At 66.9% G+C, this 17869-nt stretch carries 10 protein-coding genes; 4 read left to right on the forward strand and 6 right to left on the reverse strand.

The window, feature by feature from the left end:
* Positions 1-16: 16 nt before the first annotated feature.
* Together ileS and CG716_RS07725 are read right to left on the reverse strand one after the other, a co-directional pair.
* Positions 17-3145: an isoleucine--tRNA ligase gene (gene ileS / locus CG716_RS07720; protein WP_094478395.1), complete on the reverse strand. Its 3129-nt coding sequence runs from the start codon at positions 3143-3145 to the stop codon at positions 17-19.
* A 221-nt stretch (positions 3146-3366) separates the two neighbouring features.
* The gene (locus tag CG716_RS07725) at positions 3367-3954 is read right to left on the reverse strand and encodes a condensation domain-containing protein (RefSeq protein ID WP_133066886.1); all 588 of its coding nucleotides are present in this window, start codon (positions 3952-3954) and stop codon (positions 3367-3369) included.
* 137 nt (positions 3955-4091) lie between these two features.
* On the opposite strand from CG716_RS07725, the gene CG716_RS07730 reads away from it, so the two are divergent.
* From CG716_RS07730 to CG716_RS07745, 4 genes are read left to right on the forward strand one after another with little or no spacing between them, the layout of a single operon-like run.
* Positions 4092-4448, forward strand: coding sequence for a transcriptional regulator (locus tag CG716_RS07730; protein ID WP_094478122.1), 357 nt, complete (start codon positions 4092-4094; stop codon positions 4446-4448).
* 40 nt (positions 4449-4488) lie between these two features.
* The gene (locus tag CG716_RS07735; protein ID WP_094478124.1) at positions 4489-5223 is read left to right on the forward strand and encodes a hypothetical protein; all 735 of its coding nucleotides are present in this window, start codon (positions 4489-4491) and stop codon (positions 5221-5223) included.
* A 39-nt stretch (positions 5224-5262) separates the two neighbouring features.
* Entirely contained in the window at positions 5263-6543 is a 1281-nt protein-coding gene (locus CG716_RS07740; protein WP_094478126.1) for a glycosyltransferase, read from the forward strand.
* A gap of 43 nt (positions 6544-6586) precedes the next feature.
* Entirely contained in the window at positions 6587-7315 is a 729-nt protein-coding gene (locus CG716_RS07745) for a GAP family protein (RefSeq protein ID WP_207760601.1), read from the forward strand.
* Between the two features lie 6 nt (positions 7316-7321).
* On the opposite strand, the gene CG716_RS07750 is transcribed toward CG716_RS07745, so the two are convergent.
* Genes CG716_RS07750 through pks2 form a run of 4 tightly spaced genes read right to left on the reverse strand, consistent with a single transcriptional unit; the run spans position 7322 to position 17799 of the window.
* Entirely contained in the window at positions 7322-8671 is a 1350-nt protein-coding gene (locus CG716_RS07750; RefSeq protein ID WP_094478128.1) for a hypothetical protein, read from the reverse strand.
* Between the two features lie 10 nt (positions 8672-8681).
* Positions 8682-10043, reverse strand: coding sequence for a WS/DGAT/MGAT family O-acyltransferase (locus CG716_RS07755; RefSeq protein WP_234817748.1), 1362 nt, complete (start codon positions 10041-10043; stop codon positions 8682-8684).
* 5 nt (positions 10044-10048) lie between these two features.
* Positions 10049-11491: a condensation domain-containing protein gene (locus tag CG716_RS07760; RefSeq protein ID WP_094478132.1), complete on the reverse strand. Its 1443-nt coding sequence runs from the start codon at positions 11489-11491 to the stop codon at positions 10049-10051.
* A 29-nt stretch (positions 11492-11520) separates the two neighbouring features.
* Positions 11521-17799, reverse strand: a complete 6279-nt coding sequence (gene pks2 / locus CG716_RS07765; RefSeq protein ID WP_094478134.1) for a sulfolipid-1 biosynthesis phthioceranic/hydroxyphthioceranic acid synthase — start codon at positions 17797-17799, stop codon at positions 11521-11523.
* Between the last annotated feature and the right edge of the window lie 70 nt (positions 17800-17869).

A 17869-nucleotide genomic window follows, 5' to 3' on the forward strand; every position in this document is an offset into this window, starting at 1 on the left:
CGATGCTAGGTGCGGCTCACGCCTTGGTGATAGCCACCCGCACACCGTCGCCGATCTCCACGCCGTCAACCGGCTCGCCGAAGTCGAAGCTGGTCGCCAGGATCTCGCCGGCGATGAGATCGGTATGGGCTGCAGCCCAATCGGCCCGCTCGGCAGGCACCGCCATCACCACACGGATGCGGTCGCTGACATCCAGCCCCGTCGACTTGCGCAGGTCCTGCAACTCACGGATACGGTCCTTGGCCCAGCCTTCGGCCTCCAGCGCGGGAGTGACCGTGCCATCCAGCACCACCAGGCCCGCGCCCTCCGGTAGTGCTGCCGTCCATTCCGGATCGGCGGCCACCAGGCGCGAGCTGTACTCCTCGGCGGTGAGCACCACGTCGCCCGCGGTCAGCGTGCCGTCGGCATTAAGGACACCCTGGCCGGCCTTGACCACCTTGATGGCGTCCTGCACGGCCTTGCCCAACCGCGGCCCGGCCGCCCGGGCGTTGACGGTGAGCTCGAAGCGGCCGTAGGCGGGGATGTCGTCGGTGAGCTCGACAGCCTTGACGTTCAGCTCGTCGGCGATCAGGTCTGTGAACGGCGCCAAGGCAGCCGGATTATCCACCGCAACAGTCAATTTCGGCAACGGCAGACGCACCCGCAGCTTGTTCGCCTTGCGCAGCGACGACGCCGTCGAGCACACGTCGCGTACCTGATCCATGGCCGCCACCAACCCGGGGTCCGCCGGCACCACGCCGGCCTCGGGCCAGTCGGTCAGGTGCACCGAACGCTCGCCGGTCAAACCACGCCAGATCACTTCGGTGGCCATCGGCAGCAGCGGGGCCGCCAGCCGGGTGGTCACCTCCAGCACGGTGTGCAAGGTGTCGATGGCGTCGGGGTCTTCCTCCCAGAATCGCGAACGCGACCGGCGCACATACCAGTTCGTCAACGCCTCGGTGAACTGGCGCAGCTGCTCGCACGCACCTGAGATGTCGCAGGTGTCCATCGCCTCGGTCAGGCCGTCACGCAACTCCGCGAGCTTGGCCAGGATGTAGCGGTCCAGCACATGGCTCGAATCCGTGCGCCAGGTACCGACTTTCGGTGCATACAAGGCCAGGAAGCTATACGCGTTCCACAGCGGCAGCAGCACCTGACGAACACCCTCGCGGATGCCCTGTTCGGTAACAATCAGATTGCCGCCGCGCAGGATCGGCGAGGCCATCAGGAACCACCGCATGGCGTCGGAGCCGTCGCGGTCGAACACCTCGTTGACGTCTGGATAGTTGCGCAGTGACTTGCTCATCTTGGCGCCGTCGTTGCCGAGGACAATCCCGTGTGACACACAGGTTTTGAATGCCGGCTTGTCGAACAGCGCACTGGACAGCACGTGCAGGGTGTAGAACCAGCCGCGGGTCTGGCCGATGTACTCGACGATGAAATCGCCCGGGAAATGGGTCTGGAACCAATCCTGGTTCTCGAACGGGTAGTGCACCTGGGCGTAGGGCATCGATCCGGAGTCGAACCACACGTCGAAGACGTCCTCGATTCGGCGCATCGTCGAGTTGCCGGTCGGGTCATCGGGATTCGGCCGGGTCAGCTCGTCGATGTAGGGCCGGTGCAGGTTGTCCGGGCGAACTCCGAAGTCACGTTCGAGTTCGTCGAGACTGCCGTAGACGTCGATACGCGGGTGCGTCGGATCATCGGATACCCACACCGGGATCGGCGTGCCCCAGTACCGGTTTCGCGAGATCGACCAGTCGCGCGCACCCGACAGCCACTTGCCGAACTGGCCATCCTTGACGTGCTCGGGGTACCAGGTGATCTGCTGGTTGAGTTCGACCATCCGGTCGCGAAACTCGGTGACCTTGACGAACCACGACGACACCGCGCGGTAGATCAGTGGGTTGCGGCAGCGCCAGCAGTGGGGATAGGAGTGCTCGTAGGTTTCGTGGCGGATGAGTACCGGGGTGTTGACGGCAGCAGGCCCGGTTCCGTTCTTGAGGTCACGGATGATCTGCGGGTTGGCGTCGAACACATGCTGGCCCTGATAGTCGGGCACGGTGGCGTCGAATCTGCCCTTGGAGTCCACCGGAGTGACCGGCACGATGCCGACGGTGTCGGTGGTCGCCTTGTCGTCCTCACCGTAAGCGGGGGCCATGTGCACCACGCCGGTGCCATCCTCGGTGGTCACGAAGTCCCCACGCAACACCTGAAAAGCGTTGCGCGCCTTTTCATCGTCAGTGAAGTACGGGAACGGGGGCAGGTAGTGCATTCCGAGTAGCTGTTCACCGGTGAGAGTGGCCAGCACCTCGGGGTCCTCCCCCAGCTCGCGCGCGTAGGCAGCCAGCCGAGGCTGCGCCAGCACGAAGCGTCGGCCGTCGACGCCGACCACGACGTAGGTGACGTCGGGGTTCACCGCGACCGCCTGGTTCGACGGCAACGTCCATGGGGTCGTGGTCCAGATCAGCAGATAGGCACCGTCGAGATCGGAACCCGCCTCCTCGACCCGGAACCCGACCGTGATCGCCGGGTCCTGCCGGCTCTGGTAGACGTCGTCGTCCATGCGCAGTTCGTGGCTGGACAGCGGGGTCTCGTCGTTCCAGCAATACGGCAGCACCCGCACACCCTGATAGGCAAGGCCCTTGTCCCACAACTGTTTGAACGCCCAGATGACCGACTCCATGAACGGCAGGTCCAAGGTCTTGTAGTCGTTGTCGAAGTCGACCCAGCGGGCCTGGCGCGTGACGTAGTCGCGCCACTCGCCGGTGTACTTGAGCACCGACGCCCGGCAGGCGTCGTTGAACTTCCCGATGCCCATCTCTTCGATCTGGGCCTTGTCGGTGATGCTCAGCTGACGCTGCACCTCGAGTTCGGCCGGCAGGCCGTGGGTGTCCCAGCCGAAGCGGCGCTCCACCTTGTAGCCGCGCATGGTGCGATAGCGCGGCACGATGTCTTTGACGTAGCCCGTCAGCAGGTGGCCGTAGTGCGGCAGGCCGTTGGCAAACGGCGGCCCGTCGTAGAAGACATATTCTTGCGCGCCATCGCGGCGAGCGATGCTGGCGCGGAACGTGTCGTCGGCCGCCCAGTAGTCGAGGACCTCGAGTTCGAGGGCGGGAAAGTTGGGTGAGCCACCGGCCGGCTTCGGATAGCCATTCTCGGTCACGTGCGCGTTCGTCTCCTGTGCCAGCTGCCTGGGCACGGGGACGACGACGCGCCGGTGCGCGAGCGCCGCGGTACCACCCCGCTTACGCACGTCACCGTGCGTCGCTCTTCACAGGCTGTGACGGGCCCACCCGTTCGGTTCTAATGAGCCCCGATCAGGACTGTTCTTCCGAAGGCTCCCCGGTGATGGCCGGATCGACGCCGATCAGGCGATTCTAGCGGTCAGGCGACCGGGCTGGCCTCCGAGGTCAGACCGATCAGGCCGAGCCGGAACTGATTCGTCAGTTCATCGACTGTGCAGTAGTCCAGCCGGCGGGCGTCGTACCACCAGTCCATCTGCAGATCCCCGTCACCGCGGTAGGCCAAGACGCCGAGGGCCGGGCCGTCGGTCAGCTGCAACGGGCCGAGCGACGGCTCGGGCGGCAGACCCAGAAAGGAGAACGCCACGTCGGTCGCGGAGTTGCCGAGCTGCCGAGCAGGCCTCAACGCCTCGCGGACGTCGGCCAATAGCGCGTCGGCGTCCATGTCGCATTCGTCTGCACAGCACAACCGAATCGGGTGCACGGTGGTCAAGCCGCTGACCGTCACGAACCCCACACCGATGGTCCGGGCGATCGCCCGGCCCAGCGCAGCCAGGAGAACTTCCTCGGCGCCGACCCCGGCGATGCCGACGGCACCGTCGAGTTCGGCGGTCAATTCATGGGAAAGCGGCGCCGACAATCGGACCAGATCTTCTGGTCGAGGCCGGCCGAGAATCTCATCGTCAACTACCCGCACATTGCTAGACGGGTAGGTCACAGGAGCAACCATGGCCCTTACGGTAGCGGCCGTGTCCCAAAAATGGGAGACCAATCCCGAAACTGTGACGACGCTGTCAATAATTCTATCAATTCCCCGAATTGCGTTCCAAGTACCCATTACCGGGAGTTCCGGGTTATTCTTTACCGGTGCCCAGGACGGATGAAAACGGACGTCAGCTCAAGACCTTGCTCGACTACCTCCTGGACGGGGACATCGAAGCCAAGGACATCTACGACGCCTTAGGTACCTCAAGCAGTACGTATTACCGGCGGGTCAAGGAACGCGACTACCCCAACGCCGAGGAGCTGCGTCTGGTGGCCACGCGATTCGGGCTCAGTTATCCCGACTTGCAGGTCCGCTTCGGATTGATGAGTCGCGAAGAACTCCAGCAATACATCGACTCGGCGCCATTTACGGTGACGACAATTAATACCGTCACCACGACTCGAATTCCTGGAAAACTCTCAGAATTGAAACCTCGACTCGACGCTCCGCCACTGTAATATTTGCTGAAGTTATTCGGGGGCGTTAGGCGACGACAGCATGGGTCTTGGTGCACTTATCACGGTCACGCTTGCTTGTGTGGCGTGGAGCCTGTGGATCAGGCGAGTCACCTGGGGCTGCCGTTGGGAGATCGCCGCTACCTTGAACATCGCGCTACAAGGCGCCGCAGTGTTCTTGATGTCGCCGCTGGCTTCCGAAACCGTCGGACAATGGCTGCACTCACTGACCGGAATGTGGAACCTCGAGGATTACATCGGCCACGACTGTTATGTCGTGGCTGCTTCTGCGATCGTCTATAACGCGCTGGGACGTCTGCAGGACGACAATGCGACGCAGGCCGCGTTCCGGCAATACGTCGAGCGTCCCGCCACGCTGTGCATACCGCTGCTGCTGGCAACATTCTCGATGGGTAATGGCGCGAAAATCTATCGCGACGACTTCTTCACGGTGCCCACCGATTTCTGGCTGTCCGCCTACTGGCTGCTGCTCTGCGGAACCCTGATCTACCTGCTCGGGTATGGCTCGCGGGCGCTGCTGATCCTGCGCCGCGATCCCCGGTCTCGACGCATCGCCAACGTGTACCTGGCGGCGTCGGCCAGCGGCATCACAGCCTGCGCGATCCGCATCATCACCGCCTACGTCCCCCGGCTCCAAGAGCTCGAGGGTGGCACGCTGGTCTGGCTTTTCGCCTGCTCCTGCGGCGCCGGGTTCGCGCTGGCGGCGGCACATTCGTGGCGGATCAAGACCAAGTGGTTCACCCGGGCGGCACGCTGACGGCGCGCCCGCATGGGCGGGTCCCGATAATGGGGATCGATGAAATTCGCGGTGAGCATCCACGGGACGCGTGGTGACGTCGAACCCTGTGCGGCGGTGGCCCTGGAACTGCAGCGCCGTGGGCACGACGTCCACATGGCCGTGCCGCCCAACCTGGTCGGATTCGTCGAATCCGCGGGCCTGGCCACCACCGTCGGCTATGGGCCCGACTCACAGAAGCAACTGCAGGGCGATGTCTTCGAGCGACCGGACGCCCTGACCGCCGCCGCGCCCGCCGACTGGCTGCGGCTGGGCAACCCGCTGATCGCACTGCGCAAGGCCAGGGCTGCGGCCACCCGAGGGTGGACACAGATGAGCGACACGCTGCTGGCCATGGCTGACGGTGCCGATCTGATGGTGAGCGGCACGGCCTATCAGGAGATCGCGGCCAACGTCGCCGAGTTCCGCAGGATCCCGCTGGCTGAGGTGCATTACTTCCCGGTGCGGGCCAACACCCAGGTGCTTCCGGTCCGGCTGCCGTCGGCGGTGGTCAACACTGTCTATTCGATGGGCGAATGGATGCACTGGCAGCTGCTGAAACCCGCGGAGACCGAACAGCGCCGGGCACTGCGCCTGCCGGTGGCGAAAACCCGGCCGGTGCGCCGCATCGTTGGCGCCGGCTCCCTGGAGATCCAGGCCTACGACGCCGTTTTCTTCCCCGGGCTGGCCGGCGAATGGGGTGAACGGCGCCCGCTCATCGGATCCATGACGCTGCAGCTGCCCACCGAGATCGATGGCGAGGTGGCGGCCTGGATCGCTGCGGGCACGCCGCCCATCTACTTTGGATTCGGCAGCATGCCGCTGGACTCCCCGGCCGAGGCGGTCCGCTTGATCAGCGACGTGTGCGCCGAACTCGGCGAGCGCGCCCTGATCTGTGCCGGGTTCACGGAGTTCGGCGGCGCCGACCCGGCCGAGCATGTCAAGGTCGTCGCCTCGGTCAACCACGCTGCCGTGTTCCCGTCCTGCCGCGCCGTCGTGCACCACGGCGGCGCGGGCACCACCGCGGCCGGGATCCGCGCCGGCGTCCCCACCCTGGTGCTGTGGGTGGCGGCCGAACAGCCGCTGTGGGGCAAACAGGTTCAGCGACTGGGCATCGGAACAACCCGGCGTTTCTCGGCCACCACACGGGGTTCGCTGCTGGCCGACCTGCGCGCGGTGCTGTCTCCACAAACAGCAGAGAGCTCGCGTTTGCTCGCCGCCCGAATGACGCCGGCCTCGGGCAGCGTCGCGACGGCCGCCGACCTTCTCGAGGCAGCCGCCCGCAACGGCCGGCCCGAGTGATCAACGCTGCCCGCGCCAGCCCAGCAAGGTAGAATTCCGGCTCGTGTGGACAACCGTGGTGCTGCTTGGCCTCGCGGTAAGCATCGAGCCCGCACGCGTCGGATTGATCGCTCTCCTGCTGACCCGGCCACGGCCGGCACGCCACTTGCTCGTCTTCCTCTGCACAGGGTTGGCGATGAGCCTCAGCGTGGGGTTCGCGGTGCTGTTCGTCTTCCACCACATCTTCCTGGGCAAGGCCAACTTCAACCCGGCTCTCATCCAGATCGGCATCGGCGGCGTCGCCCTCGTGCTGGGTGCGCTGCTGATGTCGAAGATTCCGCTGCGCCAGTTCTCCCGACGCGAGATGGCCGAGGTACCTGCGGGCAGCACCGCTGACAGCGCCGTGGTGGTGCAGGATCCCCCGCCGCCGAGCCGGTTCAAGCGTCTGTCGAACCGCGTGCGCGGCTTCGTACAGGGCGAATCGTCATGGTTCTCGGGCTCAGTAGGTGCCGCACTGGCAATGCCGAGCGTCGACTACATGGCCTTGCTGGCACTGATCATCGCGTCCAAAACCCCGCCGGCAGAACAGGCCGCCGCCCTGGTCACTTTCCTTCTGCTGGCCAGCTGGGCCGCGGTGGTCCCGCTGCTGAGCTTCCTGGTGGCGCCGGCCAAGACCCGTATCTGGGTGCAGCGCTTCAACGAATGGATTCGGACCCGGACCCGCCGGCACGCCGGCGTGTTTGTGGCGGTTGTGGGCATCATCCTGATCGGGGTCGGCCTGCACGGCCTGTAAACCCGGTCAGACAATGCCGCCGCTGAGCCCGAACTCGGTCAACGTCTGCTCGGCCAGATCGCGCAGCCGCTGCTTGCTGTTCTCAGCGCCGATCTCGTAGGCCTCGATCGAGATCGTGACCTTGCCGTTGACCCGCGCGGACACCACGACCAGCTGACCGTGCGAACGCTCCATCTCCCGCATCGTCACGTTCTGGTCCAAGGCCCGCAGCACAACCGACTCCGCAGTGGTGCCGTCGACCTGAGCGATCTGCGGCGGCAGATCGCCGAGGTTGGAGCAGGACACCGGCAGATCTTCGGAGTAGGAGAACAACAGCTCGGCCACCCCTTTGACCGCCGCCTTGGGCAACCACGGCATCAGCGGAAACAGTTCCATGGTGGGGTCGGTCTGGTTCTTGGCCATCTGCCGGGACTCGCGCACAACCGTGCGGGACTCGGTCAGGTCGACGGTCACCTTCTCCGGGTCGACGGTCGCGTTAGCGAAGGCCATGGCAAGGGCGCGGTCGTCTTCCAGGCTCTCGCGGAGGTTGATCGCGATCACCAGCGTCACCGCTCCGTCGGAGCGACGGCGGCGACCCATCCGCTCGGCCAGCTTCGCGGTAAAACCCACCAGAAGCGAATAGCCGTTTCCGCCAAGGCTTTCCGCGCGCGCATCCCACTCCGCGATGTCGATGATGACCGCCACCGACGGTACCGAGACGAACTCCTCGATCGGCTGGCCGGCACGCGTCTTCCGGGATTGGGCGAGCTCTTTCCGCTTCCCCCACACCAGCTTCGCGCCCTTGACCAGCGCCCGGCGCGTCTCGGGCAGGTCGCGAATGACCTGGCGCGCGTCGGCGGCCAACGCCTGTCGCCGGGTCCGCGCGCCCGGTCGGTCATATCCCACGTCCCGGATGTTGCCGGTGACCGCCTCAAAGATCGCCAGCCCGGCGCCGGTGCCGTCCCCGATCACGTGCGACGCCACCATGCTGATCGCGGTGGAGCCGTCGGTGAGGGGTTGGACGACCAGATACCACGTCGGGCCGTGCTCGGGGTCGATCGGCAGGCCGGCTAGCTCGTCGGCCCATTCCATGAGTTCGGCACGCGGACGGGGGGTTTCGTTGATCTGGATCTCCGACGGAGCATGATCGGGCTTGACCCACCGCGGCCGGCCGAACGGCAACGGCGAGCGCTCGATGTGGCGTCCGCCGAGCGACTGGGCGATGTTGCGATGAAACCGCCGTAGTCCCTCGATGTCGACGGGGTGCTCGTAGACCCACACGCACTGCATCAGTTGGCCGCGCCCGGTGGCGCGCATCATCTCGAAGGCCGTCTGGTCGAAGAACTCGAGTCGATGTTCCTGCGCTGCACTGGTCACTGGTCAAACCTCACTCGATCGTGCCGGAAAGGTCGAACTCTGCCAGGGTTTGGGCGATCACCTCGCGAAGCCGCGTGCGCGAGTTGTCCATGCCGGGTTGGTAGCTCATCACCGGAAGAATGACCTTGCCGCCGAGACGCGCCGCAGCCACCGTCATCAAGCCACGCCGCCGTTCGAGAACATCACCGCTGAGATTACGGTCCACACCGCCGAAGTACAGCCGTTCGGCCTCGGTGCCGTCGAGACGGAGCATGTCGTCGGGGACATCACCCATGTTCGAGCAGGACACCGGAACATCGGCGGAAAAGCCGAAGGCCATATCGGCGATCCGCCCCATCGCCCGCTTGGGCAGAAACGGAATCAGCGGCAGCAACTCCACCATCTCGTCCGGCGTCTGTCGCGCTGTCACCAATCCTTGCTTGATCGCGGCGCGGGCGCTGGTGAGATCCTTCGCGACCGGGCCCGGGTCGAACGTGACGTTGGCGATCGTCACCACGTTGCCGCCGGTCTCACCTGGGTTGTCACGCTCACTGACCGGAATCATCAACGTGACCGCGCCGTCGGTCGCGCGCGTTCGGCCAATATTCTGCGCCAGCTTGCCGGCAAATCCGGCGACCAGCGAAAAGTGATGCCCGCCAAGGCTTTTCGCCTTAGAATCCCACTCGTCCAGATCGATTACAGCCGTTGTGAACGCCGTCATGACATTCCCGGCGCCGCCGGCGGGCACGCGCACCGGTTCACTCGGTCGCACCAGTTCGTCCTTGCGGCGCATCGCGACCTTGATCGCTTTCACCAACGTTCGCCAGATCTCCGGCAGGTCCGCCGCCAACTGGCGAACGTCCTCGATCAGGGCGCGCGAGCGGGTACGGGACTGCCGCGGTGGATAACCAAGATCCTTGCCGTCGTCGTTGATCGCGGCGAGCGCCGACACGACTGCACCGCCGCCGTCGGCGACGGTATGCGAAATGACCAGGCTCACCGCGCTGCTTCCGTCGGTGAACGACTGGACCCCCAACCGCCAGGCCGGCCCCCACTCGGGGTCGAGCGGCAGCTCCACCTGCTCGTGCGCCCAGTCCCACAGCTCGTCCCGCGACCGCGGCTGCGCGGCGATGTCCAGACCGGTCTGCGGGCCCGGCACCGAAACCCACCGATGCCGCCCGAACGGCAGCGCCGACCGCTCGATCAGCCGGCCGACGAGCCCGCGGCCGAAGCGCTGATGGAAGCGCCGCACGCCGTCGAGGTCGAGTTCATGCTCATAGATCCAGATGATCTGCATGACGGCCTCTTGACCGGCACCGCGCAGGGCTAACAGCAGCGCCTGGTCGGCGTAGGGCACCACATTGTCGGGTGCGGGCCGACGGTTGTCGCCCACCGGCATCAGGCCGTTGCGACCGGCAGCCGTGACGACGACACCAGCTCGGACCGGCCGTCGGCCACCCGAAGGTAGATGCACTTCATCAGCTCGACGAACTCGGCCACCGACTCGCGGGCGATCGGGTTATCCGGGTAGGCGACGGTGATGATCGTGCCCTCGGTACGCCGATTCACCCACATGCCGACCTGATTGGCCGCGCCCAGATCGGTGTAGATGTGCCCGTTCTGTGCATACCACTGAGACATGATGACCGGGTTCAGCGGCGGCAGGCCCACGTCGAGGTACGACAGCATCGGCACGCCGGGTCCGGCCGGCCGGATGCGCGGGGTGCTCTCCGACGCCGCCAGCTCGTAGACGCGCTCGATCGGGACGTTCGCCAGCGGCATCCCCGAGTCGAACGAATCCTGGGCTGCACGAGCGACCTCGGCGAAGCTGCGGGCAGCGACCGGCACCGACAGCGGAACCACACCGGTGAACCAGCCCGTGGTCATGAACTCCGCGGGGGTGCTGCGGGTGGTCGTCGGGGTGATGACGTAGTAATCGTCGTCACCGGTCAGCTGGCGGTGGGCGATCGCCGCGGCGGCGAACACACCACCGATGAACCGCACGCCCGCGGACGTGCACGCCGACTCGAAGCGGTCCGACTCGTGATCGTCCATCAGCTGCACGGTGAGCAGGTCACCGCTGCACGGCACCGACGGATCGCCGAGCGGTAGCGGGAACGTCGGCATCGTGCCGCCGTTGTCCCCCAGGAAATCCAGCCACCCGCGAACGTCCGGCGAGTCCAGGGTCAGCTGCTCGGTGTAGTCGCGCTGACGCACGCAGTAGTCGTGGTAGCTGCCGGCCTCCGGCAAGCGCAGCGGTGCGCCACCGCCGGCCAGCGCCTCGTAGTTCATGTGCATTTCCACGAACAGCGCCATCATCAGCATCGCGTCGGCGTGCAGGTGGTCGACGGACACATAGAACGTGAAGTGGTCCGCGCGCTGGACCACGCCGAAGCGGAAGCAGTCCCAGTCCAGCGGGCTCGGGGTGTCGAGCACATGCATCTTCCACTGGGCCGAGTTCATCTCGCCGTGCTTGGTGGCCACGAACTGGATGTCGTTAGGGTTCTCAACCGTGTGGCGGACTATCTGATCGGCGTCATCGAACTCGAACCAGCTGTGGTAGGTGTCGTGCCGCCGCAGATAAGCATTGATGACGAAGGTCATGGCCCGGACGTCACACTTGCCCGGCATGTTCCACGCCGGGATCAGCAGCCGCGCCATCTCCAGCCCGTTGGCCGTGTGATTGCGGTAGGTGCGAATGTGCTGCCCCTGCTGATAGCTGGCAGGTACGTCACTGACCGGCGCTTCCTGAACTTTCTTCAGGCATCCCGGCGACGGGCTCCACGACACGACCGTCCCCGGCGCATCGACCCAGTCATGGATTGCTGTTAGTGCAACCACCGTCAAATTCCCCTATCGACCCATGTTGATCAGCGTGCTGATGTGATGACGCCGGCCAGCGTCTCGCACAGGCTCTCGGCCAGCGACCGGACAGTCGTTATATCCATCGATCGGACGCGTATTCCCGTTTCAGTTTCGATACGGGTTCGCAGCTCGAGATTCCCCAACGAGTCCAGACCATACTCGGAAATGGGCCGGTCTGGATCGATGGAGCGGCGCAAAATGAGGCTGAGCTGCTCAGATACCAGTCGGCGCACTCTCGTCGGCCATTCGTCGCGCGGCAGGTCGTGCAACTCCGCCCGGAAGCTGCTGGTGTCCGCCGGCCGGTCGCCACTGGCCTGGAAGGCCTCGGCGAACGGGCTGCGGGCAGCCAGATCGGTCAGCCACGGCGTCCCGATGATCGGTGCGTAACCGCTGTAGGCGCGATCGTGGCGCAGCAGCGCCTCGAAGGCGTTCGCGCCCTCGTCGGGGCTGATCATCGTGGTGTCGCCGGAGGCGGCCAGATGCTTGCCCGCACCGATCTCGTCCCAGGCCGCCCACGCGATCGCCGTGGCAGGCAGGCCCTGCGATCGACGCCAGTGGGTGAACCCGTCCAGCCAGCTGTTGGCCGCGGCGTAGGCGCCCTGGCCGGGCGAGCCCATCAGGGCCGCCGCCGACGAGAACGAGCAGAACCAGTCCAGGGGCTGCGCCGTGGTCGCCCGGTGCAGGTGCCAGGCGCCGTAAACCTTGGGGGCCCAGTCCCGGTCGATCAGCGCGTCGGTGATGTTGGTCAGGATGGCGTCCTCGACCACCGCGGCGGCGTGCAGGACACCGCGCACGGCCATGCCGGTGGCGGTGGCCACGGTTACCAGGCGATCGACGGTCTCCGACAGCGCGATATCGCCGCTGACGACCTCGATCTCGGTGCCGGCGGACCGCATGCGCGCGATCTCGGCCAGCGCTTCGGCCTTCGGCTCCGACCGCGAGTTCAGCACGATCCGGCCGCAACCGGCGGCGGCCATCTTCGCGGCCAGGAACAATCCCAGCCCGCCGAGACCACCGGTGATGATGTACGAACCGTCGCGGCGGAACACCTTGGACTGCTGCGGCGGAACGACGACGCTGCTGTGGCCCACCTTCGGCACCGAGAGCAGCAGCTTGCCCGTGTGCTCGGCCGCACCCATCACACGGATGGCGGTGGCGGCGTCAGCCAGCGGGTAATGCGTGGTCTCGGGCTGGGGCAACACCCCTTCTGCCGTGAGCCGGTATACGGTGCTCAGCAGGTCCCGGATCTGCTCCGGGTGCGTGGTGGCCATCAGCGCCAGGTCGACGCCGTAGAAGGACAGGTTGCGGCGGAACGGGAACAGTCCGAGGCGGGTGTCGCCGTAGATGTCCTTTTTGCCGATCTCGACGAACCGTCCGCCGAAGGCCAGCAGGTCCACCCCGGCCCGCTGAGCGGCGCCGGTCAGTGAGTTGAGCACGATGTCGACGCCGTAGCCGTCGGTGTCCCGGCGGATCTCCCCGGCGAAGGCGGCGCTGCGCGAGTCGTAGACGTGGGTGATGCCCATGGCGCGCAGGATGTCGCGGCGCTCCTCGGTGCCGGCGGTGGCGAAGATCTCCGCCCCGGCGGCGCGAGAGATCGCGATCGCGGCCTGGCCCACACCGCCGGTGGCGGAGTGGATCAGTACCTTGTCCCCGGACTTGATCCGGGCCAGGTCATGCAGGCTGTACCAAGCGGTCGCCGACGCGGTGGACACCGCCGCGGCCTGGTCGTCACGCAGGCCCGCGGGCAGCGTCACAGCCACATCGGCGTCGCAGGTCACGAACGTGCCCCAGCAGCCGTTGGGTGACATGCCGCCCACGTGATCGCCCACCCGGTGCGAGGTGACCTGCGGCCCGACCGCGGTCACCACACCGGCGAAGTCGATGCCCAGCTGCGGGTTCAGACCCTCGAAGCTGGGGTAGCGACCGAAGGCCAGCAGGACGTCGGCGAAGTTCAGACTGGACGCGGTGACCGCGACCTCGATCTGGCCCGGCCCCGGCGGGATGCGGTCGAAGGCGGCCAGCTCCAGGGTCTGCATGTCGCCCGGGGTACGGATCTCCAGACGCATGCCGTCACGGGCGTGGTCCACGACCGTGGTGTAGCGCTCGTCGGGCCGCAGCGGGCTCGGGTAGAGATGCGCGGTGTACCAGTCGCTGCCCCGGAACGCGGTTTCGTCTTCTTCCGAGCCGCTCAGCAGTACCCGGGCCAGCAGTTTGGAGTCGACATCGTCGTCCACGTCGATCTGGCTGGGGCGCAGCTGCGGGTACTCGGCACCGACCACACGCAACAGGCCACGCAGGCCGGCCTGCTCGAGGTTCGGCCGGTCGTCGGCCAGCACGGCCTGGGCGTTGCGGGTGATCACGTACAGCCGCGGCGGTTCGCCAGCGGTATCGGCGAGCTCGCGGGCGATGCGCACCAGGTGACGTACGTGCTCTCCCCCGCGATGCGGCAGCTGCTCTTCGGGGCAGCCATTGTGCGCGGCGCTGACGACGACGACATTGTCGAAGCCGGTTTCGGAGAAGTACGACCGGAGCCGCTCGGCGTTGCCTGCGTGGTCGGCCTGCTGCGGCCAGGACATCGTGGTCACGTCGGCGTCGTTGAGCTTCAGCGCGTCGGTGAGCGCCGAGGACAGCAGATCCGCGGTGTCCGACGTGCTGACCACCAACCAGGTCGCGGTGTTCGTGTGCGCGATCTCGGCGACCTGCTGCTGGCGCCATTCGATGCCTAGCAGCCGCTCGTTGAGGACCCGGTCGCCCTCGTTGTCCTCGGACATGCCGCTGCCCATCCGCAGACCCTGCACGGAGAACAGCACCGTGCCGTAGTCGTCGAGCAGGTCGATGTCGGCCTCGACCGACGAACCGTCGAGCGAGGTGACGCGGGTCAGGCAGTAGCGGGCGTTGCGCGTCGCGCCGTGCACCCTCAGGCGGTCCACGCCCAGCGGCAACAGCAGCCCACCGGTGCCGGAGGCCTGCACGCCCGGATGCGCCGCGACCGATTGGAAGCACGCGTCCAGTAGCGCCGGGTGCACCCCGTAGGCGGTCTGCTGATTGCGGATCGACGTGGGCAGGCCGATCTCGGCCAGCACGGTGTCGGCGGTCTCGTCGGCGGCGTTCACGGCGAGCAGCGCGGTGAACGCGGGGCCGAACTGCACACCACGGCCGTCGAACCATTGCCGCACACCGGCGCCGTCAGCCCGGTTGGGGTGAGCCTCGCGCAGCGCGTCCATGTCGTAGGCCTTCGGCGCCGCGCCGGCCTCGCCGGCAAGCAGCGTCGCGCTGGCCCGACGCTCGCGCTCGCCGTCGAGGTCGGTCTCCACCACGAAGTCCAGGACTCCGGGGGCGTCCGCCGAAGCGACAGCGCTGACCGGGGTCGTGTCCTTGAGTAGCAGCATCGCTTCGAAGGCGACGTCGCGGACCTCCGCGTCGTCACCGAAGACACCGCGGGCGGCGGCCAGCGCCATCTCGCAGTAGGCCGCACCAGGCAGCGCGGCGACGTTGTTGATCTGGTGATCGACGAGCCACGGGTGCGCCGCGGTCCCGACCTCGGCCGCCCAGGCGTGCCGTTCCGGCTCTTCCAGGAGCCGGACGTGCGAACCCAGCAGCGGGTGGGCGGCTACCAGGTGCGCGCCGCGCGCCTGGTGATCGACGCCGTCGGCGACCAGCACCAGGCTGCGGTGGGTCCAGGTCGGCAGCGGGGCGTCGACCAGACGACCTGTCGGATACAGCACCGAGAAGTCCACCTGCGCACCGGCGGCGTACAGCGTGCCGAGGAAATCGCCCAGGCCGTTGGGGACTTCCTGGCCGCGACGCATGCCCGCCAGTGCGGCGACGCTGATGTCCAGCGTGCCGGCGGTCTGGTCGATGGCGCGGATCAGCAGCGGGTGCGGCGAGAGTTCGCCGAACACCCGGAAGCCGTCCTCCAGCGCAGTCTGTACGGCGGCCGAGAATCGAACCGTGTGGCGCAGGTTGTCCACCCAGTAGTCGGCATCGCAGTACGGCTGCTCGCGCGGGTCGAATGAGGTCGCTGAGTAGTAGGGCACCTCTGGGGCCATCGGGGTGATGTCGGACAGCATTTCGGCGAGTTCGTCGAGGATCGGGTCGACCTGCGGCGAGTGCGACGCCACGTCGACGTTGACCTCGCGGGCCATGATCTCGCGCTGCTCCCAGCCGGCCACGATCTTGCGGACGGTCTCGGTGCTGCCACCGATCACCGTCGAGTTGGGCGACGCGACGACGGCGACGACGACGTCCTCGACGCCCTGCTTCTCGAGTTCTTCACGCACCTGCTGGGCGGGCATCTCGACAGAGGCCATCGCTCCCCCGCCGGCCAGCCGCAGGCAGAGCAACGAGCGACGGCAGATGACCTTGACGCCGTCTTCCAGCGACAATGCGCCGGAAACGACGGCCGCGGCGACCTCCCCCAGCGAGTGGCCGATGACCGCACCCGGCTGGACGCCGTAGGCGCGCATCGTGGCGGCCATCGCGACCTGCACGGCGAAGATGGTCGGCTGCACCCGGTGGATGCCCTCGACTGTTTCGGGGGCCGTCATCGCCTCGGTGACCGAGAAGTTCGACTCGGCGGCGATCAGCGGCTCGATCTCGGCGATCGTGGCGGCGAAGACCGGCTCGGTGGCCAGCAGCCCGGTGCCCATCGAGGCCCACTGCGAGCCCTGCCCGGAGAAGATCCACACCGGTCCGCGGTCGTCGTGGCCGACGGCGGCCTGGTAGGGCTCGTCGCCGTCGGCGATGTGGCGCAGTTGCTCGATGAGCCCGGCACGGTCGTCGGCGATGACGCCGGCACGCATCGGGCGGTGTCCGCGTCGGCGGCTCAGCGTGTAGCCGAGGTCAGGCAGCGACAGCTCGTCGCCGGCGCTCTGAACCCAGTCGGCGAGGCGGGCAGCTGTGTTGCGGAGTTCCTCGACCGAGGTGGAGCACAAGGGGAAGATCTGAAGGTTCTTGGCGGCGACGTCGGCGTCCCCGTCGACTACGACGGGCGCCTCGGGTGCCTGCTCGAGGACCACGTGCACGTTGGTACCCGACATGCCGTACGACGAGACGCCGGCGCGGCGCGGGCCGCCGTCCTTGGGCCACGGGGTGTTCTCGGTGGGGACGAACATCCCGGTCTTGACCTTGGCCAGCTTCTCCGGCAGGCGGTTGAAGTGCAGGTTCTGCGGTATCACACCGTGGTTCACCGCGAGGACTGCCTTCATCAGACCCAGGACGCCTGCAGCGGATTCAGCGTGGCCGAAGTTGCTCTTGACCGAGGTCAGGGCGCAGGGGCCGTCGTTGCCGTACACGCTGGAGATGCTGTTGAACTCGATCGTGTCGCCCACCGGAGTGCCGGTGCCGTGCGCCTCGACCATGCCGACGGTGGCGGGGTCGACGCCTGCGGCGGCCAGCGCGGCCTGGAACACCGCTACCTGGGCGTCCCGGGACGGGGTCAGGATGTTCTCGGTACGGCCGTCCTGGTTGGAGGCGGTGCTCTTGATGACGGCCAGCACGCGGTCACCGTCACGCTGGGCGTCGTCGAGCCGCTTGAGGACGACGATCCCGCAGCCCTCGGCGCGGACGAAGCCGTCGGCGGCGACGTCGAAGGAGTGGCAGCGTCCAGTCGGCGACAACATGCCCTGCCCGGACGACGAGGCGTAGAGGCGCTTGTCGAGCATCAGCATCACGCCGCCGGCCAATGCCATGTCGCTTTCGCCGTCATGCAGGCTGCGGACGGCCTGATGCACCGCGACCAAGCTCGAGGAGCAGGCGGTGTCCATGGTCACCGCGGGACCATGCAGACCAAGCGCGTGCGAAATGCGGCCTGAGGCCATGCTGAACGGGGCGCCGGTGAAGGCGTAGGCCTGATCGAAGGCACCGGCGTCGCTGGTGACCATCGCGTAGTCGTCGTGGGACATGCCGATGAAGACACCGGTCGATGTGCCGGAGAGCGATGCGGGTGTGAAGCCGGCTTGTTCGGTGGCTTCCCAGCAGGTCTCCAGCAGCACGCGGTGCTGCGGGTCCATCGCGGTGGCTTCGCGCTCGTTGATGCCAAAGAAATCAGGGTCGAAGCCGGTGACGTCGTCGATGAAGGCGCCCCACTTCGACACAGAGCGGCCGGGTACGCCGGGCTCGGGGTCGTACAGGTCGTCGGCGTCCCATCGGTCGGCGGGAACCTCAGTGACCAGATCAGCGCCCTCGAGCAACGCCTCCCACAACGCGTGCGGCGAGTCGATACCACCGGGCAACCGGCACGCCATGCCGACCACGGCGATGGGGGTGACAGATGTCTGACGCACGTCCGCTCACACCTCACTTCTTGACACTGGGAAAGGCAACTCGTCTCGACGATGCAGCGGTTGCCACCGA

The organism is Mycolicibacterium sphagni, assembly GCF_002250655.1.
In the GTDB taxonomy this organism is placed as follows: Bacteria; Actinomycetota; Actinomycetes; order Mycobacteriales; family Mycobacteriaceae; genus Mycobacterium; species Mycobacterium sphagni.

What these genes read in the sequence shown, in the direction of transcription:
- CG716_RS07725 (WP_133066886.1), bottom strand. Translation starts at nt 3,954, where the DNA reads ATGGTTGCTCCTGTGACCTACCCGTCTAGCAATGTGCGGGTAGTTGAC.
- CG716_RS07735 (WP_094478124.1), top strand. Translation starts at nt 4,489, where the DNA reads ATGGGTCTTGGTGCACTTATCACGGTCACGCTTGCTTGTGTGGCGTGG.
- CG716_RS07740 (WP_094478126.1), top strand. Translation starts at nt 5,263, where the DNA reads ATGAAATTCGCGGTGAGCATCCACGGGACGCGTGGTGACGTCGAACCC.